Here is a 21,614-nt window from a genome sequence, read left to right on the forward strand (position 1 = left end):
GACACCAGCAGGGTTGAAACCAGCCCTGTTATAGCGCATTCGAATCTATCACCAGCGCCCGGCGCACGGCAGCGGTTCAGGCGACCAGGTCGGCGGCCGCGCGGGCGATGGCGAGTTCTTCGTTGGTGGGGACCACCAGGGCGGCCACCGGGGCGCCGGCCGGGGAGATGTAGCGGGCGGAGCGGTCTTTCCCGGTGTTGCGGGCCGCGTCCACCTGGATGCCGAAGTTTTCCAGGCCGGCCAGGGCGGCGGCGCGAACCGCGGCGTCGTTCTCGCCGACGCCGGCGGTGAAGGTGATGGCGTCCACGTGGCCCAGTTCGATCAGATAGGCGCCGATATAGCGGCGCAGGCGGTGGATGTAGACGTCGAAGGCCAGTTGGGCTGCGGCATCGCCGGTTTCGCGGAGGGTATCCAGTTCGCGGAAGTCGTTGACGCCGGACAGCCCCTTGAGGCCGGATTGCCGGTTGAGCAGGTCGTCCACATCGTCGACGTTCATCTCGGCGGTGCGGATGAGGTGGAAGATGATGCCGGGGTCCAGGTCTCCGGAGCGGGTGCCCATGACCAGGCCTTCGAGCGGGGTCAGGCCCATGGTGGTGTCCACCGCCTGCCCGCCGCGGATGGCGGACGCGGAGGCGCCGTTGCCGAGGTGCAGGACGATCTGGTTCAGCTCGGACCGGTCGCGGCCCAGGAACTTCGCGACCTGACCGGAGACGTAGTCGTGCGAGGTGCCGTGGAAGCCGTACTTGCGGACCCCGTGTGCGGCAGCGATCTTCGCGTCGATGGCGTAGGTCTTGGCGGCCGCGGGGAGCCGGTGGAAGAAGGCGGTGTCGAACACCGCGACCTGCGGCACCTCCGGCAGCAGCGCCCGCGCGCTCTCGATGCCCACCACATTGGCCGGATTGTGCAGCGGCGCAAGCGCGGACAGGTCCGAGATGGCCCGCACGACGCGGTCGTCGATCAGGGTCGGCTCGTAGAACACCTCACCGCCGTGCACCACCCGATGCCCGACGGCGGCCAGCTGCTCGTGCGCCAGATCGTGCCCGGACGCACGGAACAGGTCGAACACCACGCGCAGGCCCGCGGCGTGATCCGCGATCTCGCCGTCGTGCTCGAAAGTCTTTCCGTCACTCTTGTGTTCGACGGTCGGCGCACCGTCCGCGACCGGTTCCCCGATGCGCTGCACGATGCCCGAAGCCGCCACCGCACCCGACTCCGGGTCCAGCAGTTGATATTTGATGGACGAGGATCCGGAATTGATGACCAGAACCTTCATCACGCCTCCTGCTGCGCCTGAATGGCGGTGATCGCCACGGTGTTCACGATGTCGGCGACCAGTGCGCCGCGCGACAGGTCGTTGACCGGCTTGCGCAGGCCCTGCAGCACCGGGCCGATGGCCACGGCGCCCGCGCTGCGCTGCACGGCCTTGTAGGTGTTGTTGCCGGTATTCAGGTCCGGGAAGATGAACACCGTCGCCTGCCCGGCCACCACCGAATTCGGCAGTTTGGTCTTGGCGACCGTGGGTTCGATGGCCGCGTCGTATTGGATCGGGCCCTCCACCAGCAGTTCCGGCGCGCGATCGTGCACCAGTTTGGTGGCGGTGCGGACCTTCTCCACATCCGCGCCCGACCCGGATTCACCGGTCGAGTAGGAGAGCATGGCCACCCGCGGGTCGATGCCGAACTGGCTCGCGGTGCGGGCCGAGGAGATGGCGATATCGGCCAGCTGATCCGAGGTCGGATCCGGCACCACCGCGCAGTCGCCGTAGGCCAGCACCCGATCCGCGAGACACATCAGGAACACGCTCGACACGGTGGATACGCCCGGCTGCGTCTTGATGATCTCGAAGGACGGCCGGATGGTGTGCGCGGTGGTGTGCGCCGCACCCGACACCATGCCGTCGGCGACGCCCATATGCACCATCATGGTGCCGAAATACGAGATGTCGCTCATGAATTCGCGGGCCCGGTCCACCGTCATGCCCTTGTGGGCGCGCAGCCGCGTGTACTCCTCGGCGAACTCGTCCCGCAGCGGGCAGGTCAGCGGATCGAGCACCTCGGCGGAGTCGATGTTCACGCCGAGTTCGGCGGCGCGGCCGCGCACCGCGGCCTCGTCGCCCAGGATGGTCAGATCGGCGATCTTGCGCTGCAGGACGCGGCCGGCGGCGCGCAGGATGCGGTCGTCGTCGCCTTCCGGCAGCACGATGCGCTTGCGGTCGCCGCGGGCGCGTTCGATGAGCTGGTATTCGAACATCTGCGGGGTGACGATGTTCGGGATGGGAACCTCGATCTGCCGCAACAGTTCCCGCGCGTCCACCCGCTCCTCCATGAGAGCGAGCGCGGTATCCACCTTGCGGATACTGGACAGCCGCACCCGGCCACGGGTCTGCGACACCGCCTTGGCCGTCTCGAAGGTGCCCAGATTGGTAGCGACGATCGGCAGCTTCGGCTTCAGACCCGCCATCAGCCGTTCGATGGCCGGCTCCGGGCGCATACCGCCGTTCATGATGATGCCCGCCAGCGACGGAAAGCCCGCGGCCTCATGCGCATTCACCAGTGCGAGCAGCACATCGGAGCGGTCGCCGGGGGTGATGACGGCCATGCCTTCGGCGAGCCGCTCCAGAATGTGCTCGATGGTCATGCTGCCGACAATGACCTCCAGGGCCTCGCGCTGCATGAGTTCCGGGTCGCCGCTGTAGATCTGGCCATGGATGGACTGACAGAGCTCATCCATGGTGGGGGCGGTGAGCAGGGGCACCTCGGGTAGCGCCCAGGACGGCACGCCGCCGACCTTCAACGCGGCGGCGTCCTCGTCGAGCAGGGCCGGTTCGCAGCGGTTCGCGATGACGGCAACCAGTTTCGCGTGCTCGGATTTCAGCTCGTTCGCGCACAGGTCGACCACCTGGGCCAGCTCATTGGGTGACCGGCCCGCGCCGCGGACGACCAGCAGGACCGGCGCACCCAGGTTCACCGCGATGCGGGCGTTGAAGCGCAGCTCGCTCGGGCTGGCGACATCGGTGTAGTCGCTGCCCAGGATGAGCACGGCGTCGCACACCTTCGCCATGTCGTGATAGCGCATGACTATCTCGCTGATGGCGGAGTCGGGATCGGCATGCACCGCCTCGTAATTCACCCCGATCGACTGCTCGTAGTCGACGTCGGCGGTGGAATGCTCCAGCAGCAGTTCGACGATGTAGTCCCGTTCGATCGCGGACCGGGTGATCGGCCGGAACACGCCGACCCGCGGAGTCGTGGCGGCCAGTGCCTGCAGGACTCCGAGAGCGACCGTGGACTTACCGGTGTCGCCCTCAGGGGACGCGATGTACACGCTGGAAACCGCGGTGGCAGCCATGGTTGAGAGCGTACCGACAGGACATGCCGGTTAATCGACCACCCGTTTTGGTTACGGGCTCACAACAGCTGCGGCGACTCCGACTACATGTCGGAAGTTCAGTTGACCCGCGATTCCCAGGAACTGCCGTTACGCTGCCGCGCATGATCGGCGCTTCCGGACTCGATTGGGGTCACGAGCTCTTCCACAGCCTTTGGTGGATCGCGAAAGGCTTCGTGATCACATCAGCCATCTTCCTGGTGGTCGCGGCGGCCTTAGTCAGATTCACCGGATGGGGCCGCATGTTCTGGCGGATCACCGGCGGGTATTTCAAGGGCCGCCAGAGCTTGCCAGGCTGGGGCCTGCTGGCCATCGTGACCCTGCTCGCCGTGTACTCCGTACGCATCAGCGTGCTGTTCACTTACTACTACAACGATATGTATTCCTCGCTGCAGCTGGGCGTGCAAGCGCTGGCCGACCACGATGCGGCGAACATGACCCAGGCGAAAACCCTCTTCTGGCACAGCATCATCGTGTGGAGTGTGCTCGCCACCATCTCTGTGGTCATGTACATGGTTACGTACTGGTTGAACAACGCCTTCCAGATCCACTGGTGGAAGTGGCTGAACACGCGCTATCTCGACGACTGGATGACAGGCAAGGCGTACTACCGAAACCGGTTCATCGACAGGACTATCGACAACGCCGACCAGCGTATCCAGCAGGACGTACAGGACTTCGTGAACGGCATCTTCGCACTGTCGTTCGGCGGCAATGTCGGCCCGTACGGAGTCAGCGGCGGCGGCGTCATCGGCAGTGGACTGACAGTGGTGTCGTTTACCCCGATCCTCTGGAAGCTGTCCCTGCCGCTGGACATCTTCGGCCAGCACATCCCACGGGCTCTGGTCTTCTTGGTGTTCATCCTCACCTTGCTCTTCACCGTTGTTGCCTTCTGGGTCGGTCGTCCCCTGGTCCGACTGAATTTCTTGTTCCAGCAACGCACCGCCAACTACCGTTTCGGGCTGGTCCGACTGCGCGAAAATGCCGAGAACGTCGCCTTTTACCACGGTGAGCGCGAAGAGCGGGGTGGCCTGGACAACCGGTTCGACGCCGTCATCGAGAACACCTGGCGGCGCGTCTACCGGCTGGTCAAGTTCTACGGCTGGAACCAGCTGACCTCGTCGGTGTCGGGCGTCTTCGTCGGTGTGATCATGGGCCCTCAGGTACTCAACGGCACCACTACACTCGGCAATCTTCAACAGGCCGCCAACGCCTTCAGCAGCCTGCAGGCCGCGGTATCGATGCCACAGAACTCCTATGATGCATTCACCTATGTCCGCGCGACCCTGGTCCGACTCGACGGTTTGCAAGAAGCCGATGAAAAGGCCCGGGAGTTGCCGACCATCGGCACCGGCGAGCTGCTCGAGGGGCTCGAGTTGCAGGCCGTGAATGTCAGCAAGCCGGACGGCACGCTGCTGATCGGCGATCTGACGCTGCGGCTGGGCCCCGGAGACGCGCTGGTCGTGAAGGGCGATTCGGGCGTCGGCAAGACCACCCTGCTGCGCAGTATCGGCGAATTGTGGCCCTACACAGACGGATCCGTGCGGCGACCGCTGGGGAACGACACCCTGTTCCTGTCCCAGCGGCCCTACCTGCCGCTCGGCAACCTGCGCGAAGCCATCACCTATCCGGCCGCGCCCGACGCCGTCAACGATGCGACCCTGCGCGAGATCCTGGTCAAGGTCAACCTCGCGCACCTGGTGGATCGGCTGGACGAGGACGACAACTGGGGTTCGACGCTGTCACCCGGTGAGCAGCAGCGCATCGGTTTCGCGCGAATCCTGTTGCTGCAGCCCAAACTCGCCTTCCTCGACGAGGCGACCTCGGCCGTCGACGAGGGTCTCGAGTACATGCTCTACAACCTGGTGCGGACCGAGGCGCCGAACACCGTGCTGGTCAGCGTCGCGCATCGCAGCACGGTGGATCGGCACCACAATCAGCGGCTCGAGATCACCGGTGGCGGGGACTGGAACCTGTCGGCCCTCGACCCCGTGCCGGTCTAGAAGGCCCGCAGGACCGCGCGCACCGACGTCGAGCCGGTGCGCGCGGTCGGCTGAGCGGCTTATGCCAGCGCGCGCAGCCGCGGCGCGAGATCGCGCTCGAACAGGTCCAGGAAACGGCGCTGGTCGTGCCCGGGAGCGTGGAAGACCAGGTGGTTCAGGCCCGCGTCCAGGTAGGGCTTGATCAGCTCGACGGTCTCGTCCGGGTCGGAGGCCACGATCCAGCGCTTGGCGATCTGCTCGATCGGCAGCGCGTCGGCGGCGGCCTCCATCTCGATCGGGTCGGTGATGGAGTGCTTCTGCTCCGCGGTCAGCGACAGCGGCGCCCAGAAACGCGTGTTCTCCAGCGCCAGTGCGGGATCGGTGTCGTAGGAGATCTTGATCTCGATCATCCGGTCGATGTCCTCGACGGTGCGGCCCACCTTGGCCGCACCCTCCGCCACCGCTGGCATGAGCTTCTCGGTGTAGAGGTCCATGCCCTTGCCGGAGGTGCAGATGAAACCGTCACCGGCCCGGCCCGCGTAGCGCGCGACCAGCGGGCCACCCGCCGCGATGTAGACGGGGATGCCGCCCTTGGGCACGTCGTAGATCGAGGCGCCGACGGTCTTGTAGTACTCGCCGTCGAAGTCGACCCGCTCGCCGGTCCACAGCGCCCGCATGAGATCCACCGACTCGCGCAGCCGCGCGAAACGCTCCTTGAACTCCGGCCATTCACCCGTGTAACCGGTGGCGATCTCGTTCAGCGCCTCACCGGAACCCACACCGAGCATGATGCGATCCGGGTACAGGCAACCCAGGGTGGCGAACGCCTGCGCCACCACGGCCGGGTTGTACCGGAAGGTCGGCGTCAGCACCGACGTGCCGAGCTGGATCCGCTGCGTGCGCTCCCCCACCGCGGCCAGGAAGGCCAGCGAGAAGGGGGCGTGCCCGCCATTGTGCCGCCACGGCTGGAAGTGATCCGAGACCGTGGCGCTGTCGAGGCCGTGTTCCTCGGCCGCCACCGCCAGTTCCACCAGTTCCCGGGGGCCGAACTGCTCCGCCGAGGCCTTGTAACCGAGCTTGAGGTCCTTCACCTGCGCAACTCCTGTCGCTTGACTGCGCTCGTCTGTGGGCCCAACCTCCCGAAACGGAAGGTTAGTCCCCTTCGGGTGATCCTATGAGGCGGGTCACCCGCGGATAGCGGACAATGTGCTGGTGACGATCTCCAGTGAAGAGCCGATTCTGTCCTACCTCACCGATATGGACGGCGTCCTGGTGCACGAGAACCACATGGTGCCCGGGGCCGACAAATTCCTCGCGGAACTGCGCGACAACGAGATTCCCTTCCTGGTCCTCACCAACAACTCCATCTATACCGCGCGCGACCTCTCCGCGCGTTTGAAGCACACCGGCCTCGACATTCCCGTCGACGCCATCTGGACCTCCGCGCTCGCCACCGCGACCTTCCTGCAGGACCAGCGGCCCAACGGCACCGCCTACGTGGTCGGCGAATCCGGGCTCACCACCGCACTGCACGAAATCGGTTACGTACTCACCGATTCCGAGCCCGACTATGTGGTGCTGGGCGAAACCCGTACGTACTCATTCGAAGCCATCACCACCGCCATCCGGCTGATCGCGGCGGGCGCGCGCTTCATCGCCACCAACCCGGACGCCACGGGGCCGTCGCGTGAGGGCATTCTGCCCGCGACCGGTTCCGTCGCGGCACTGATCACCCAGGCCACCGGCAAGAAGCCGTATTACGTGGGCAAGCCGAATCCACTGATGATGCGGTCCGCGCTGCGGCGCATCGGCGCGCATTCGCAGTCCAGTGTCATGATCGGCGATCGCATGGACACCGATGTCATCGCGGGGCTGGAGGCCGGTATGCGCACCATCCTGGTGACCACCGGTATCTCCACGCCGGCGCTGGTCGAGCAGTTCCCGTACCGCCCGACCACCATCCTGCCGTCGGTCGCCGCGCTGGTCGGCAAGACCGAGGATCCGTTCGCGCAGTAGATCACTCGGATTCGAACACATCCAGGGCGGCCGAAAGATCGGTCAGCGCATCGACTATCTGCGTGAACCGCTCGACACCCAATTCGTCGGTGAGACGCGCCGCCATCTTGGCGTGCTGCGGGCCGATGCCGCGCACGGCGTCATAGCCCGCCTCGGTGATGGCCACCAGCTTGGCGCGGCGATGCGCCGGATTGGGCCGGTACTCGGCAAGACCCTTGGCCACCAGTAGATCCGCGATGCGCTGCACACTCTGCCGGGTGATGCCCATCTCGCGCGCGACGCCCGCCACCGGCAGGGGTTCGCGCTGTACCGCGCCGAGCACCTGCCACCAGGCGGCGGTGATACCGGCGGGTCTGGCCAATTCCTCGGCTATGGCGAGGAATTGGCCGTTCAGCTTGAACGACGTGATCGCCGCCGTGCTGAACAGTTCCTGTTCGGAGCGGGTCATTGCGCGGCCGCCGCGCGTTCCTGTTCGTACTGGAACAGGGTGTAAAAGCCTGCGGCGTCATTGTTTCCGTACAGCTGGTACCAGGCGTCGAGGACGTGCGGTTCGTAGATGCCGAGCCGGGTGAAGATCGCGCGCGCGAAATCCACCGGGCGCGTACCGGTTGCGGTGATCAGGTCGCCGTCGATGACCGCGGTCCGATCCTGCACGAAGTGGTCGGTGCCCGCGTACCCGCTCATGGACAGGTAGCCGATGTCATTGCTGGTATGCGGGCGATCATCGAGCAGGCCCGCCGCCGCGAGTCCGAAGGTCGAGCCGCAGATGCCGGCGACCGGTACGTCCGCGGTGAGGAATTCGCGCGCTTTCTCGCCGAAGTCGGCGAGCGCGCCCGACTCCCAGTTCGCCGCGCCGGGGAGGATCAGCATGGCGCTGTCCGCCGGCTTCAGGTCCGCGAGCGCGACATCGGGCGTGATCCGCAGCCCGCCCATCGAGGTGACCGGTTCGAGCGTCGGCCCGACCGTCTTGACCTGCCAGGTTCCGGGTTCGCGATGCCACAGCGGGCGATTGATGTGCGCAGTGGCGAATCCGGGCTCCCAATCGGAAAACGTGTCGTATACGGCCAAATGCACTGTTTTCATCATGACAGTATGCTGTCATATTTGACAGCATACTGTCAATACTTCGGGCAAGAGAAAACCCCGGCCGTATCGACCGGGGCTCTCGAATCCTTCGGATCAGCTCAGCGCCTGATCCAGATCGTTCAACAGGTCCTCGACATCCTCGAGACCGACCGACAACCGCACCACACCATCCGTGATACCCACGGCCGCACGGCCTTCCGGGCCCATCGCGCGATGCGTGGTGGTGGCCGGATGCGTGATCAGCGACTTCGCATCACCCAGATTGTTGGAGATATCGATGATGCGCAGGCCGTTCAGCACCTCGAAGGCCCGCTTCTTGGCCTCGTGCTCGGGGGCCTTCAGCTCGAAGGTGACCACCGTGCCGCCGCCCGACATCTGCCGCTGCGCCAGCTCGAACTGCGGATGCGACTCCAGGAACGGGTACTTCACCCACGCCACCGCATCATGACCCTCCAGGAAGCGGGCGATACGCAGCGCCGAATCCACCGACTGGCGGACCCGCAACGGCATCGTCTCCAGCCCCTTGAGCAGCGTCCACGCATTGAACGGGCTCAACGCCGGACCGGTGTGCCGCATGAGGTTCTTCACCGGGCCGTCGATGTACTCGTGCGACCCGAGGATCGCGCCGCCCAGCACCCGGCCCTGACCGTCGATGTGCTTGGTGCCCGAGTACACGGTGATATCCGCGCCCAGATCGAAGCCGCGCTGCAGCAGCGGGGTGGCGAACACATTGTCCAGCACCACCTTCGCGCCCGCGGCGTGCGAAAGCTCCGACACCGCACGCACATCCACCAGGGTCTGCATGGGATTGGACGGCGTCTCGAAGAAGACGGCCTGCGTGGGCACCGACAGCGCCTGCTCCCACTGGTCCAGATCCTCGCCGTCCACGAAGACCGTCTCCACGCCGAAGCGCGGCAGGATCTCGTTGCACACCACGAAGCAGGAACCGAACAGGCTGCGCGCCGCGACCAGGCGATCACCGTTGCCGACCACCGCGGCGAGCGCGGTGAACACCGCGGACATGCCGCTGGCCGTCGCGAACGCGGCCTCCGCGCCGTCCATCAGGCGCAGCCGCTCCTCGAACATGGCGACCGTCGGATTGCCGTAGCGGGAGTAGACGAAATGCTCGACATCACCGGTGAAGGAGGCTTCCGCCGCCTCGGCGCTCTCGAACACGAAGCCCGAGTTGAGGAACAACGCCTCCGAGGTCTCCTCGAAACCCGAACGGCGGGTGCCGCCGCGCACGCTGATCGTCGCGGGACCGACGCCTTCGGGTAGCGGCTTGTCGAACGAGCCACCAGAGATCATGACTGCCTCCGATCAGAGCGAGGTAGGTATCCGGCGGACGCGCTCACGACTGCCGCCACGGCAGCCCGTCGGCCCGCCAGCCGGTCCGGCCGCGATGCCCCTGCGCATCCAGCGCACCTTCGAAACCCTCGACGACATTGAAGGAAGGCGTGAATCCGGCGGCGGTGGCGGCCGTGGCCGCACCGATGGACCGCTGCCCGGAACGGCAGATGAAGATGACCGGCGCTTCCGAGTCCGCGTTCCGGTCGGCCAGCGCCTGCTTCAACTGGTCCCCGAACCGCGCGTTCGGCGTGCCCGTGGTGTCGACCCACTCGATCAACGCGGTCGGCCGCCCGATGCCGCTGGTGTCGGGTACCCCGACGAACCGCCATTCGGCTTCGGTCCGGACATCGACCAGTACCGCATCCGGATTGTCGCGCAACAGCTCCCACGCCTGCTCCGGCGTGATGTCACCTGCGTAGCTCACTTCGAACCTCCTGTGAATCCGCACTTGCCGCACCCGTTTTCGGTGCGAGGCCAGGTCGTCACCCGGAGCACCCCACCGCGGAGGAGGGTTGCCGACCAGCGAGCCGGGGCTTGATGCTGGTACTCATGACCTGGGAGAAGATTGCCCGGATTCGGGCCCGGCTGTCAAACGCCTGCTCACTATCCGGAATTGCAGACCAGCCAGGTACCCGCGTTTTTGGTGAAATGCCAGGTAGTGGTGTCCTCGCGGTCACCGGTACGGAAGGTGACCTGAGCGGTCGCCTTGTCGCCGTCCAGGGCCGGATCGGTGAGGCCCTCGAATTCGAAGGTCTTGCCGGTACCACCGGGGACATGCAGGGGAGAACGGTTCTCGTCGAAGTCCGGGCAGGCAGCGCCCGCCTTGGGAGTGTCGGTGCCGCTGCGGGATTGGATGAAACCGCGCGCCGCTAGGGACAATCGATCCGAATCTGTGACATTCTTCTCAGCCGGCGACACCAGGGCGGCGATCAGGATGCCGAGGATGACCAGCAGAATCAGGCTCGCGGCGGTCAGGAACGGCCACATCGCGCGCTTGTCGGTCTGGTCGATCCGGACCTGCTGCTCCTCCACGTCGCTCATGGCTAGATCATGCCTGGTCGGCGCGGGTGTCCGGCCGCCGGGATGGGAGTACGCGGAAGTGGGCTGCGACGCCACCGATAGAATCAACCGAATTGCCCGCGCGCGAGCGGGAATAGCCACACCACGCAGCAACGCTGCAGCGTCGGGGGTTCCAGGATGGCACCACCCGAGGCCCAGGGCGTCAACTTAGCCTAAGCTAAGACAGACGGCTGAGACCGACCGCCAAGTAGATTTTCGACCATAAGGGTGCGCGTAAGAATGACCGAACAGAGTGCAGCGACCCGCCCGCTACGCATTGCGATCGTGGGCGCGGGCCCGGCCGGCATCTACGCGGCCGACGCGTTGATGAAGTCCGACAGCCCCGCCGGTTTCGATGGGGTGAGCATCGACCTGTACGAGCGCATGCCCGCGCCGTTCGGTCTGATCCGCTACGGCGTCGCCCCCGACCACCCGCGCATCAAGGGCATCATCACCGCCCTGCACAAGGTGCTCGACAAGCCGCAGGTACGCCTGCTCGGCAATATCGACTACGGCGTCGACATCACCCTGCAGGACCTGCAGCAGTTCTACGACGCGGTCATCTTCTCCACCGGCGCCAACGCCGACCGCGCCCTGGAGATCAAGGGCATCGAACTCGACGGCTCCTACGGTGCGGCGGACTTCGTGTCCTGGTACGACGGACACCCCGACGTACCGCGCGAATGGCCCCTGGACGCGAAGAAGGTCGCCGTACTCGGCGTCGGCAATGTCGCCCTGGACGTGGCACGCGTGCTCGCCAAGACCGGTGACGAGCTGCTGCCGACGGAGATCCCGCCGAACGTGTACGAGGGCCTCAAGGAGAACCAGGCCCTCGAGGTGCACGTGTTCGGGCGCCGCGGTCCCGCCCAGGCCAAGTTCACTCCCCTGGAACTGCGCGAACTCGATCATTCGCCGACCATCGAGGTCATCGTCGATCCCGAGGACATCGACTACGACGAGGGCTCCGAGGCCGCGCGCCGGCATTCCAAGCAGGTCGACATGATCTGCAATACGTTGGAGCAGTGGGCCATTCGCGATGTCGGCGAGCGCCCGCACAAGCTGTTCCTGCACTTCTTCGAATCCCCCGCCGAGGTCGTCGGTGACGCCGACGGCAAGGTCGCGGGCCTGCGCACCGAGCGCACCGCCCTCGACGGCACCGGTAACTGCAAGGGCACCGGCGAATTCAAGGACTGGGACGTGCAGGCCGTGTACCGCGCGGTCGGCTACCTGTCACAGAACATCCCGGCCCTGCCCTTCGACGAGCAGGCCGGGACCGTGCCCAACGAGGCCGGGCGCGTGCTGGTGAACGAGGACGCCGACGGCAAGGATCGCTACCTGTCGGCTACCTATGTCACCGGCTGGATCAAGCGCGGACCGGTCGGCCTCATCGGCCACACCAAGGGCGACGCCAACGAGACCATCGCCTGCCTGCTCGACGATGTCGACGGCTTCACCCCGGCCGCCAAGCCGGAGCTCGACGCGGTGACCGGTTTCCTCGAGGAGAAGGGCATCCCCTTCACCACCTGGGCCGGCTGGTACCGCCTCGACGCCCACGAGCGGGCACTCGGCGAGCCGCAGGGCCGCGAACGCGTCAAGGTCGTCGAACGCGACGAGATGCTCGCCGCCAGTGAACCCGATAAAGTCGGAAACTAGTCCGACCTGGCCCGAGTTCATCAGGCGGACAAGGTAATCCACACTTGTCACCGTTCTGAGGCATGCTGATCACGTGTTCGATGCCCATGTCCACCTCATCGATCCGCGGTTCCCGCTGATCGAGAACGAGGGCTACCTGCCCGACCCGTTCACCATCGCCGACTATCGCAAGCGCATGTCCCGCTTCGATATCGACGGTGGTGCGGTGGTCAGCGGGTCCTTCCAAGGCTTCGACCAGGACTTCATGCGGGCCGCCCTCGCCGAACTCGGCGCGGGCTGGGTCGGCGTCACCATGCTGCGCGAGGACGCCGCCGATGCGGAGATCCTCGAACTGAACCGGGCGGGCGTGCGCGCCCTCCGGTTCAACCTCAAACGCGCCGGCGGGGACATCGTCGGACTCACCATGCTCGCCCTGCGCGCCTACGAGCTCGCGGGCTGGCATGTGGAGCTCTACATCGACGGATCCATGCTCGGCTCGCTGGAACCGGTCATCACCAAACTGCCGGTGCTGTCCATCGACCACATGGGCATGAGCGACGACTGCCTGCCCTACCTGCTCAACCTGGTCGACCGCGGCGCGAAGGTGAAGGCCTCCGGCTTCGGGCGGGTATCGATGAATGTCGGCATGGCGCTGCGCAAGATCCACGCCGTGAATCCCGAGGCGCTCATGTTCGGCTCCGACCTGCCCGGCACCCGGGCCGGACGGCCCTTCCTCGACCACGACATCGACATCATCGCCGATGCGGTCGGCGACGACCTGCACCGAGTGCTCGAAGACAATGCGCGGGCCTTCTACCGCCTGCCTGCCGAGCAGCGCCCGTCCCAGGATCCCGATCCCACCCTGCAACTCCCCGTCTCGCAGTCCCCGACCCTGCGCATCCCGCGCTCGGAGCTACCCAAGTCGCCGCCGGACACCCTGCCGCTACCGATCATCGAGCGGTAGATCACCGGCGCACCGGATGTTCCGAGGATCGAGCGCTGCGCGTTTCGAGCCTCCGGCACTGAGCGTTTCGGCCTTGGCCCCTGAGCGTTTCGGGCATCGATGTGAGCATCACAGCCATGGAAACGCTCACCGCGCCTTCCTAGCGTTGCAGGCAACGACGGTGAACACCTTGCCGCGCAGACCACAGATCGGACCAGCGATGACCCTCGAAATCGGCTTGATCCTCCCGACCTCCACCCCCGATCCCCGGCAGCCGATCCTCGGTGACGTGCGGGCCGCCGCGCGCCTCGCCGAACAGCTCGAACTCGAATCCGTCTGGTCCACAGACCATCTCATCGCCAGCGCGCCCATGGTGGACAGCACCGTCACCCTCGCGACCGCCGCGGCCGTCACCGACCACATCCACATCGGCTACAACGTCATGCTGCTCGCACTGCGCCCAGTGGCGTGGGCGGCCAAACAGATCGCCTCCCTGCAACACGTCTCCGGTGACCGCCTGCTGCTGGGCGTCGGCACCGGCAATCCGGCGCACGGCGATATCGGCTGGCGCGCAGCGGGAGTCACCTTCACCGGCCGCGGCACCCGCACCGACGAGGCGCTACGCGTCCTCCCCGGCCTGGTCACCGGCACACCCACCCTGGTGAACGGCGTCGAAGCAACCCTGAGCCCCGCCGCCACCATGCCGCCGATCCTGGTCGCGGGCAATGGAACTCGCGCCCGTCGCCGCGCCGCCGAGTTCGCCACCGGCTGGCTCACCATCGCTCCCGACCTCACCACCCTCCCCGCCGAACTCCGCGAACTACAAGAACTGGCAAAGGAATTCGACCGCCCCGCCCCCACCGTGACCGTGGTCGCCCCCGGCCTGTCCACCGACCTCCACGCGGCCGCCGACCAACTGGCAGCCCACCGCGAAGCCGGAGTCGAACGCGTCATCCTCGCCCCCACAAGTCCCGACTGGCAGTCCGACTACCAGCGCGCCGCCCAGCTGCGCGCCACCCTCTGACCCACGCCACGCCTCGAGCTCCGGCTGGGGTCGGGGGCTTGCCGGGCGGTGGCCGAGGGGAGTTATTGTCATAGCGTCAACACCGGGGGTGAGCCGGTGGGCACTGGGATCGACGATGAACCGAGGTAGGGCGTGAGCACTCCATCCACCGCCAAGCAGGGCCCGCTCGCGGGTATTCGAGTTGTCGAACTGGCCGGTATCGGGCCCGGGCCACACGCGGCGCTGCTGCTCGCCGACCTCGGCGCGGACGTGGTGCGGGTGCAGCGGCCGGGACAGTTTCCCGGGTTCATGGAGCGGCCGCAGTGGCGGGGGCGCACCATCGTCGAGGCCAACCTGAAGGATCCGGCGGATATCGAGAAGGTCCTGGGATTGGTCGAGAAGGCCGATGTGCTGCTGGAGGGGTTCCGGCCGGGCGTCACCGAACGGATGGGACTGGGTCCCGACGCGGCACTGGAACGGAATCCGCGGCTGGTCTACGGGCGGATGACCGGGTGGGGCCAGTACGGCCCGCTCGCGGATCGCGCCGGGCACGACATCAACTACATCTCAATGACCGGTGTACTGAATGCCATCGGCCGCAAGGGCGAACGCCCGGTGCCGCCGCTGAACATGGTGGGCGACTTCGGTGGCGGGTCCATGTTCCTGGTGTTCGGCGTCCTCGCCGCCCTGGTGGAACGGCAGACCTCGGGTAAGGGCCAGGTCATCGACGCCGCCATGATCGATGGCGCGCTTGCCCTCTCGCACATGATCTGGGGCATGAAGGGCATGGGCCTGTGGTCCGATGAGCGCGGCACCAACCTGCTCGACACCGGCATGGCGTTCTACGACACCTACGAGACCTCCGACGGCAAGTACATGGCCGTGGGCTGCATCGAACCGCAGTTCTACGCGGAATTCCTGCGGGGCCTGGAGATTTCGCCCGAGGGCCTGCCGCACCAGCTCGATCCGGCGGGCCAGGATCAGCTGCGAAAGCTGTTCGCGGACAAGCTCAAGACCAAGACCCGCGACGAGTGGTGGGCGGTCTTCGAGAACACCGACGCGTGCACCACGCCCGTGCTGACCTTCACCGAGGCGGAACAGAACCCGCACATTCAGGCCCGGACCGGCCTCATCGATATCGACGGCGTCGTCCAGCACGCTCCCGCGCCGCGTTTCTCGCGCACGCCGGGCGGCATCCCCACCCCGCCCCCGAACGCGGGCACGCCGATCGAACAGGTCTGGGCGGACTGATCTTTCGCGCACAGCCGAACGCCCCCGGTGGAATTCCTCCGGGGGCGTTGACTTTTCCGATGCTGCGGACGCTCGGTCCTGCGCCGGCGTCGAATTACGGCGCGACGAGCTGGATGTCGAGTTCGATGGCGATCTTGTCGCTCAGCATGGCGTTGGGCAGGCCGGGGGCCACCTCGAACTCGCTGCGCTTGATGGTGCCGGTGGCGTTGAAGCCGGCGTGCTCCTTGTTGTCCTGCGGGAAGACCTGCACGCCGCCCCACTCGACGGTGAGGGTGACGGGCTTGGTGATGCCGCCGATGGTGGCCTCGCCGACGACCTCGAACTCCTCGGCCAGCGCGATCGGCTCCGGGACGCGGAAGGTCAGGTGCGGGCGGTTGGCGACATCGAGGATGTCGGCGCTGCGGACGTGGCCGTCGCGGGCCTCGTTGCCGGTGTCGAAGGAGTCGAAGTAGATGGTGGCCTCGATGGCCGCCTCGCCGGCCTCGTTGACCACGAAGCCGGTCTCGAAGCGGTTGAAGCGGCCGCGGACCTTGGAGATGCCCAGGTGCTTGACGGTGAAGTTCACCGAGGAGTGGGCTGCGTCGAGGGTCCAGGCGCCGGGGGCGAGGGTGGTCTGCTCGGAAGTCGTCATGCCAGAAGACTAAGTGGACTCCGGTCCGCTTAGCCACACCTTCTTTATCCGGGGACTGGGAGGGCGCGGATAACAAACCTGGGACCGGGCACTATGGAGAGGTGTCAAGATCCGAATTCGCCGAGTTCCTCATCGCCCGCCGGGCCCAGCTACAGCCCGAGGACGTGGGACTTCCCGCCGGACGGCGCCGCCGCACCCCCGGCCTGCGCCGCGAAGAGGTCGCCGCGCTCGCCGGCGTGAGCGCGGACTACCTCGCCCGGCTCGAACAGGGCCGCGACAGCAATCCCTCCAGCGCGGTCCTCGCGGCCATCGCCGACGCCCTGCAACTCAACGAGATCGAGAAGCATCACTTCGGCATCCTCGCGCTCAGCCTGGACCAGAAACAGACCTGCCCGGCCAGCGGGCAGGCCCGCGAACAGGTCACCGACACCCTCCAGGCCGTCGTCGACGCCCTGCACCCGACGCCCGCCTTCGTCATCGGCCGCTGGCAGAACCTGCTCGCCTGGAACCCGTCCTGGCACGACTTCGCCGAACCCCTCGGCCTTTTCGACGACGCGGCACACGGCAACTTCGCGATCTACATGTTCGCGCATCCGGACGCCCGGAAATGGTTCCTCGACTGGCCCGCCGCCGCCGACATGGTGACCTCGTCCCTGCGCGCCGCCACCACCCGCTTCCCGGAGGATCCCTCGCTGACCCCGGTCGTCGCCGCCCTGCAGCAGTATCCGGAGTTCGACCGGCGCTGGCGCGAACACCGGGTTACCGACTACCGGTCGCTGAAACTACGCGTCGCGCACCCGCAGCGCGGTGAGGTCGAGATCGAGGTCGAGACCCTGGATCCGGCCGTCGACCAGTCCGTCATGGTGTGGCTGATCGATCGCCGGGCCGTCCGGGCACCCGGATTGCGGCTGGTCAACGAATAAAAGTTGCGGCCGGTCAACCAATGAACGCACGCGATTCGGACCGTTTCGTTCCCACCGCTCACGACCCGCGAGGGCTCTACAGTTGTTCTCATGGTTCGGAATTGGCCGATCGTCGAGCGTGAACACGAACTCGAAACGATCAGGTCGGCGCTGACCGGCGGAGACGTCGTCGGAGCAGTCCTCACCGGCGACGCGGGGGTCGGCAAGACCACACTGGCACGACAGGCCACCACCACCGTCGGCGGCCGGATCCGATGGGTCGCGGGCACCGAATCCGCCCGATCCATCCCACTCGGCGTCTTCGCGCACATGGTCGGCGTGTACACCGCGCACGACCCGGTCACCTTCATGGCCGCGGCCCGTGAAGCACTGCTCGCCGACGGGCACACCCTCATCGGCGTCGACGACGCCCACCTGCTCGACCAACTCTCCGCCACCCTGCTGCTGCAACTCGCCATCGACAAGGCCGCCCGCATCGTGTGCACCGTGCGCAGCGGCGTCCCCGTGCCCGACGCCATCACCTCGCTGTGGAAGGACGGGCATCTACTCCGGCTCGACCTGTCCCCGTTCACGCAACGGCAGAGCGTCGAACTGGTGGAATCCATGCTCGGCGGGCAGCTGGAAGGCTTCACCGCCAACCTCATGTGGGAATCCTCCGGCGGGAACGCGCTTTTCCTGCGGCACCTGGTCGAAGGCGCGCTGGAGGCGGGCACGCTGCGACAGGTGAACGGCGTGTGGCAGTTGCGCGGGCGCGCGGCCGTCACCTCGGAACTGGCCGCGCTGCTGGAGGATCGGGTCGAGCAGATGCCCGAACCGGTGCTGCGGGTACTGGAACTGCTCACCTTCTGCGAACCCATCGACCTGGACGTGCTGTCCGAGATCGCGGGCGAGGAAGCCGTCGAAGCGGCCGAATCACGCGGGCTCATCAGGATTGTCGAGCACAGCCATCAGCTGCTGGTGCGGTACAACCATCCCCTGTTCGGGGAGGTGATCCGGCGGCGGCTCGGCATCGCGTCGGCGCGACGGCTGCGCGGGCGCTTGTATTCGGCATTGAAGGAACGGCCCGTCCACTCCGCGTCCGATCGGATCCGGCTGGCCGAATTGGCCTTGGACAGTGACCGATCCGCCGACCTGGAACTCTTCCAAGCCGCCGCGAGCGACGCCATCGGATTGGCGAATCTGCCACTGGGAGAACGATTCGCGCGAGCCGCCGTGGAACGCCGGGGCGGTGTCGAGGCGGCGGATCTGCTGGCGCGGGCACTGCTGTGGCAGGGGCATCGCATCGAAGCCGAACGCACCCTCGCCGGGTTCGACCCGGACCAGTTGAACGAAGTACAGCTGGCGCGCTGGGGCAGTACCCGGGTGTCGAATCTGCTGTGGTCCATGGGCGATGCCGATCGCGCCGACGAAGTACTGGAATCGGTGCGCAGCCGGGTGAAACATCCGAAGGTGATCGCCACCCTCGACGGGCTGGCCTCCGCCTGCGCCGTCAACGAGAACAAACTCGACGAGGCCTTCACGCTCGCCGAACCCGTCATGGCGGCCGACGGCGCGCCACCCTGGGCGGTGTGGTGGGCGGCCTTCGGCGGCGGACTCGCCCTGGCGCTCATGGGACGCGGCGACGCGGCCCGGCAGTACGCGGCCCGCGGGCACGCGGTCGAATCGCATATCGACGGGCTCAACCAGTTCATGTCCACGCATGCGGAAGTGCTCGCCCTCACCTTCACCGGCGACCTCACGGCCGCACGGCGTTGCGCCAGCAGCCCTTACGCGTACTCGTCACCCGGGCAGTACCTGGCTTGGGGCATGAGCAAGATCCTGCAGGGCACCGTCGACGTGGCGGAAGGACATTTCCCACAGGGCATCGACAATCTGGAACAGGCCCTCGCCGCCCTCACCACGGAAGGCGCGGCGGCCTGGATGTTCCCCGCGAGACTCCGCCTGGCCGAAGCGTATTCGGCGCTCGGCCGCGCCACCGACGCCGCCGAATCCATCGCCGCCGCCATCGAACGCGGCGGCCGGCACAGCGCCGTCTACGAACCCATGCTGGAGATCGCCAAATCCTGGCAGGCCGCCGCGGAAGGCACTGCCACACCGGCCATCCGGCTCGCCCTCGGCGCGGCCGATGCGGCCGCGCGCTCCCACCAGCACGCCATCGAGGCCATGGCACTGCACACCGCGGCCCGTTTCGGCGACCACAGCGTCGCGGGCCGGCTCGCCGACCTGGCCGCCCGGGTGGACGGCCGCCTGGTGCAGGTCCAAGCCCGGCACGCGGTAGCGGTCACGGCACACGACGGCCCCGGATTGGACGCTGCCGCAGCCGAATTCGAAGCCATCGGCGTCCTGTTGTCCGCCGCCGACGCGGCCGCCCAAGCCGCCTCCGCCCACGAACGCTCCGGCGATCGCCGCCGCCTGCTCGAATCCGCCGCCACCGCAAACCGTTTGGCCGCGGCCTGCGGCGGAGCCAGCACCCCCGCCCTCCGCGAATCCGCGCAGCCCCTCCCCCTCACAGCGCGCGAACGCGAGATCGCCAACCTGGTGGTCGCCGGCCTCTCCAACCGCCAGATAGCCGACCGCCTGACGGTTTCGGTCCGCACCGTCGAGGGCCACCTCTACCGCGCCTGCATCAAACTCGACGTCACCGACCGCGAGGCCCTCGCCGAATTGATGCGCAGCGGGTCATCTTCCGGCAAATCCGAGAACTGACCCGAGAATCCGTGAGCCGACCAGTCAAACTCCACTGATCAGCTACGACCGAAGCGCTGTGTTGTTCGTCTCACTCCTCAACGTCCAGTGAATGATTCACCAGCCCAGTCCTGGAACTCGCAGCATCCCATCAGTTAACATCCCCGCCGAGCGGCCGTTCCGGCCCACACCGAACGGCCACACCCGGCCGTGGGGGACAGTTCCAATCTGATGAGGGTGGTGTATCGACGTGACCCGTCGGCATCGACAACTGAATTCCGGCGCGGCCCGCCGCGCCATCGTCGTAGGCGTCATCCCACTGGCCCTCGCAGTGGCCTGCTCCACCGCCACGGACCCCCAGTCCGCCACCAGTCCCTCGGCAAGCCCGACTTCCCAGCCGACCCCCGGCTCCCAGGCTCCCGGCACCACAGCCCCCGGCGCGACCACCATCCCCGGCAACGGCTCCCAGCCGTCCGCAGGCCGGCCCGGCGCAGCCACCCAGCCCGGCCTCCCGGGCACCGACAACCTCACCGGCCCCAGTGCCCCCCACTCGTCCCAGCCCGGCGTAGTGGCCCCCGCAACAGACAACGGCCCCCGCCCCGGCCCGGTCCAGCCCGGCGTCACCACCCCGAACCGCCCCCAGGCGACCCAGCCCGACTACCCGGTCCCCGCCAACTTCCGCCCCATCCCGGCCCCGGAAGCCACCCCCGGCATCAACTTCCAGAACCTCCACGCCCCCACCGCCGTGGACCCGGTCCTCCCCATCGCCCCGCCCCCGCGCACCCTCCGCATCGGCGCCTTCACCACCCCCGCGGGCGACAACATCCCGGACAACGTGCTCGTTCCGGTCAACGACGGCGCCGCCAACGTCGAAGCAGGCATCGCGACGGGCCTGAACTCCGTGGGCATCAACGCTTCCCGCTCCGACAAGATCGCCGGCCTCACCGTCGCCGGTGCTGTCGGCGGAGCAGTCGCGGGCGCCGCGTTGGCGGGTGTTCCGTTCGCACTCGCAGGCGCGGTTCCGGGCGCTGTGATCGGTCTCGGAGTCGGTACTACTGCCGGCGCGATCATCGGCGGCATCGTGACCGGTGTGCCGAGCGGTGGATCCGCTAGCGGCCCCGGCGCGCTCGCCGGCGCAGCCATCGGCGCGGCTGTCGGTACGGCCGCAGGCGCCGCCGCGGGCGCCGCCATTGTCGGCATTCCAGCGGCGATCGCCGGCGGCGTGATCGGTGGCGTACTGGGCGGCGCCGCCGGGACCGCCTTCGGCGCGGCTGTCTGAACATAGGAGGACAACGATGAAAGCTCTGCGCGCAACAGTTTCGATTTCCGGATTCGTCGCCATAGCCAGCATGCTCGGCGCCCAGACCGCCGCTGCTGACGCACCGGTGCCCACACCCGAACCCGGCGGCGTGATCCGGATGGATACCGCCCCGGGCGAGTGGTGGGAGTGCACCGGCTGGAGTCTCCAGCCGCCGTTCTTCCAGCAGTCCCCCGGACTGATGCAGTACGCGCTGGGACCAGAACCCATCTATCTGCGCTTCGCCCCCGGGGCCGACGTATGGGTGGAATGCGCCGGCACTGGCCTGCCGGTTATCTACTACGGCCCGATCGTCAAAGCGGGTCGGTAGCCCGCCGCTACGGATCGTTGTCAGGCGTCCACACCAAT

19 protein-coding genes and 1 riboswitch are annotated in these 21,614 nt (G+C 67.2%); of the genes, 10 read left to right on the plus strand and 9 right to left on the minus strand.

Features of this window, described 5'->3' with window-relative positions:
* Nucleotides 1-76: 76 nt before the first annotated feature.
* Entirely contained in the window at nt 77-1,273 is a 1,197-nt protein-coding gene (locus tag ACIP5Y_RS45270; RefSeq protein ID WP_400359941.1) for an acetate kinase, read from the minus strand.
* Nucleotides 1,273-3,348: a phosphate acetyltransferase gene (pta, locus tag ACIP5Y_RS45275; protein ID WP_400359943.1), complete on the minus strand. Its 2,076-nt coding sequence runs from the start codon at nt 3,346-3,348 to the stop codon at nt 1,273-1,275. The genes ACIP5Y_RS45270 and pta overlap by 1 nt, the downstream gene beginning before the upstream one ends.
* Nucleotides 3,349-3,491: 143 nt before the next feature.
* Between pta and ACIP5Y_RS45280 the strand changes: the two genes are divergently transcribed.
* Nucleotides 3,492-5,390: an ABC transporter ATP-binding protein/permease gene (locus ACIP5Y_RS45280; RefSeq protein WP_400359945.1), complete on the plus strand. Its 1,899-nt coding sequence runs from the start codon at nt 3,492-3,494 to the stop codon at nt 5,388-5,390.
* 59 nt (nt 5,391-5,449) lie between these two features.
* Here ACIP5Y_RS45280 and fgd read toward each other — a convergent pair whose 3' ends face one another.
* Entirely contained in the window at nt 5,450-6,460 is a 1,011-nt protein-coding gene (gene fgd / locus ACIP5Y_RS45285) for a glucose-6-phosphate dehydrogenase (coenzyme-F420) (protein WP_400359946.1), read from the minus strand.
* Between the two features lie 166 nt (nt 6,461-6,626).
* Between fgd and ACIP5Y_RS45290 the strand changes: the two genes are divergently transcribed.
* Nucleotides 6,627-7,385, plus strand: a complete 759-nt coding sequence (locus ACIP5Y_RS45290) for an HAD-IIA family hydrolase (RefSeq protein WP_400360280.1) — start codon at nt 6,627-6,629, stop codon at nt 7,383-7,385.
* Between the two features lies 1 nt (nt 7,386).
* On the opposite strand, the gene ACIP5Y_RS45295 is transcribed toward ACIP5Y_RS45290, so the two are convergent.
* The 5 genes from ACIP5Y_RS45295 to ACIP5Y_RS45315 form a co-directional block, all read right to left on the minus strand.
* A complete protein-coding gene (locus ACIP5Y_RS45295; protein WP_400359948.1) occupies nt 7,387-7,833 on the minus strand; it encodes a MarR family winged helix-turn-helix transcriptional regulator in 447 nt (148 codons plus the stop codon).
* Nucleotides 7,830-8,468: a type 1 glutamine amidotransferase family protein gene (locus tag ACIP5Y_RS45300; RefSeq protein WP_400360281.1), complete on the minus strand. Its 639-nt coding sequence runs from the start codon at nt 8,466-8,468 to the stop codon at nt 7,830-7,832. Before ACIP5Y_RS45300 ends, ACIP5Y_RS45295 begins: the two co-directional genes overlap by 4 nt.
* A 96-nt stretch (nt 8,469-8,564) precedes the next feature.
* Nucleotides 8,565-9,779, minus strand: coding sequence for an O-succinylhomoserine sulfhydrylase (locus tag ACIP5Y_RS45305; protein ID WP_400359950.1), 1,215 nt, complete (start codon nt 9,777-9,779; stop codon nt 8,565-8,567).
* 43 nt (nt 9,780-9,822) lie between these two features.
* Nucleotides 9,823-10,245: a rhodanese-like domain-containing protein gene (locus tag ACIP5Y_RS45310; protein WP_400359952.1), complete on the minus strand. Its 423-nt coding sequence runs from the start codon at nt 10,243-10,245 to the stop codon at nt 9,823-9,825.
* Nucleotides 10,246-10,260: 15 nt separating this feature from the next.
* A riboswitch (SAM riboswitch) is annotated at nt 10,261-10,376 on the minus strand.
* Between the two features lie 48 nt (nt 10,377-10,424).
* Entirely contained in the window at nt 10,425-10,862 is a 438-nt protein-coding gene (locus ACIP5Y_RS45315) for a hypothetical protein (RefSeq protein ID WP_400359954.1), read from the minus strand.
* Between the two features lie 258 nt (nt 10,863-11,120).
* On the opposite strand from ACIP5Y_RS45315, the gene ACIP5Y_RS45320 reads away from it, so the two are divergent.
* The 4 genes from ACIP5Y_RS45320 to ACIP5Y_RS45335 all read left to right on the plus strand — a co-directional run bounded on the left by ACIP5Y_RS45320 (nt 11,121) and on the right by ACIP5Y_RS45335 (nt 15,709).
* A complete protein-coding gene (locus tag ACIP5Y_RS45320; RefSeq protein WP_400359956.1) occupies nt 11,121-12,533 on the plus strand; it encodes an FAD-dependent oxidoreductase in 1,413 nt (470 codons plus the stop codon).
* Between the two features lie 73 nt (nt 12,534-12,606).
* A complete protein-coding gene (locus ACIP5Y_RS45325) occupies nt 12,607-13,476 on the plus strand; it encodes an amidohydrolase family protein (RefSeq protein WP_400359958.1) in 870 nt (289 codons plus the stop codon).
* 199 nt (nt 13,477-13,675) lie between these two features.
* Nucleotides 13,676-14,479 carry an LLM class flavin-dependent oxidoreductase gene (locus tag ACIP5Y_RS45330; protein ID WP_400359960.1) on the plus strand — a complete coding sequence of 268 codons (804 nt, stop codon included), beginning with the start codon at nt 13,676-13,678 and terminating at the stop codon, nt 14,477-14,479.
* A 132-nt stretch (nt 14,480-14,611) separates the two neighbouring features.
* Nucleotides 14,612-15,709 (plus strand): CaiB/BaiF CoA transferase family protein, encoded by a 1,098-nt coding sequence (locus ACIP5Y_RS45335; RefSeq protein WP_400359962.1) that lies wholly within the window; start codon nt 14,612-14,614, stop codon nt 15,707-15,709.
* Between the two features lie 94 nt (nt 15,710-15,803).
* Here ACIP5Y_RS45335 and ACIP5Y_RS45340 read toward each other — a convergent pair whose 3' ends face one another.
* Nucleotides 15,804-16,340 carry a YceI family protein gene (locus ACIP5Y_RS45340; protein WP_400359964.1) on the minus strand — a complete coding sequence of 179 codons (537 nt, stop codon included), beginning with the start codon at nt 16,338-16,340 and terminating at the stop codon, nt 15,804-15,806.
* Nucleotides 16,341-16,441: 101 nt separating this feature from the next.
* On the opposite strand from ACIP5Y_RS45340, the gene ACIP5Y_RS45345 reads away from it, so the two are divergent.
* The 4 genes from ACIP5Y_RS45345 (at nt 16,442) to ACIP5Y_RS45360 (ending at nt 21,576) form a co-directional block, all read left to right on the plus strand.
* Complete coding sequence (locus tag ACIP5Y_RS45345; RefSeq protein WP_400359965.1) at nt 16,442-17,263, plus strand: helix-turn-helix domain-containing protein; 822 nt, start codon at nt 16,442-16,444, stop codon at nt 17,261-17,263.
* 90 nt (nt 17,264-17,353) lie between these two features.
* Nucleotides 17,354-19,969, plus strand: coding sequence for a LuxR C-terminal-related transcriptional regulator (locus ACIP5Y_RS45350; RefSeq protein WP_400359967.1), 2,616 nt, complete (start codon nt 17,354-17,356; stop codon nt 19,967-19,969).
* A gap of 229 nt (nt 19,970-20,198) precedes the next feature.
* A complete protein-coding gene (locus ACIP5Y_RS45355) occupies nt 20,199-21,227 on the plus strand; it encodes a hypothetical protein (protein ID WP_400359969.1) in 1,029 nt (342 codons plus the stop codon).
* A gap of 16 nt (nt 21,228-21,243) precedes the next feature.
* On the plus strand, nt 21,244-21,576 hold the full coding sequence (locus ACIP5Y_RS45360) for a hypothetical protein (RefSeq protein WP_400359971.1): 333 nt from the start codon (nt 21,244-21,246) through the stop codon (nt 21,574-21,576).
* Nucleotides 21,577-21,614 lie beyond the last annotated feature (38 nt).

The organism is Nocardia sp. NPDC088792 (assembly GCF_044750615.1).
In the GTDB taxonomy this organism is placed as follows: domain Bacteria; phylum Actinomycetota; class Actinomycetes; order Mycobacteriales; family Mycobacteriaceae; genus Nocardia.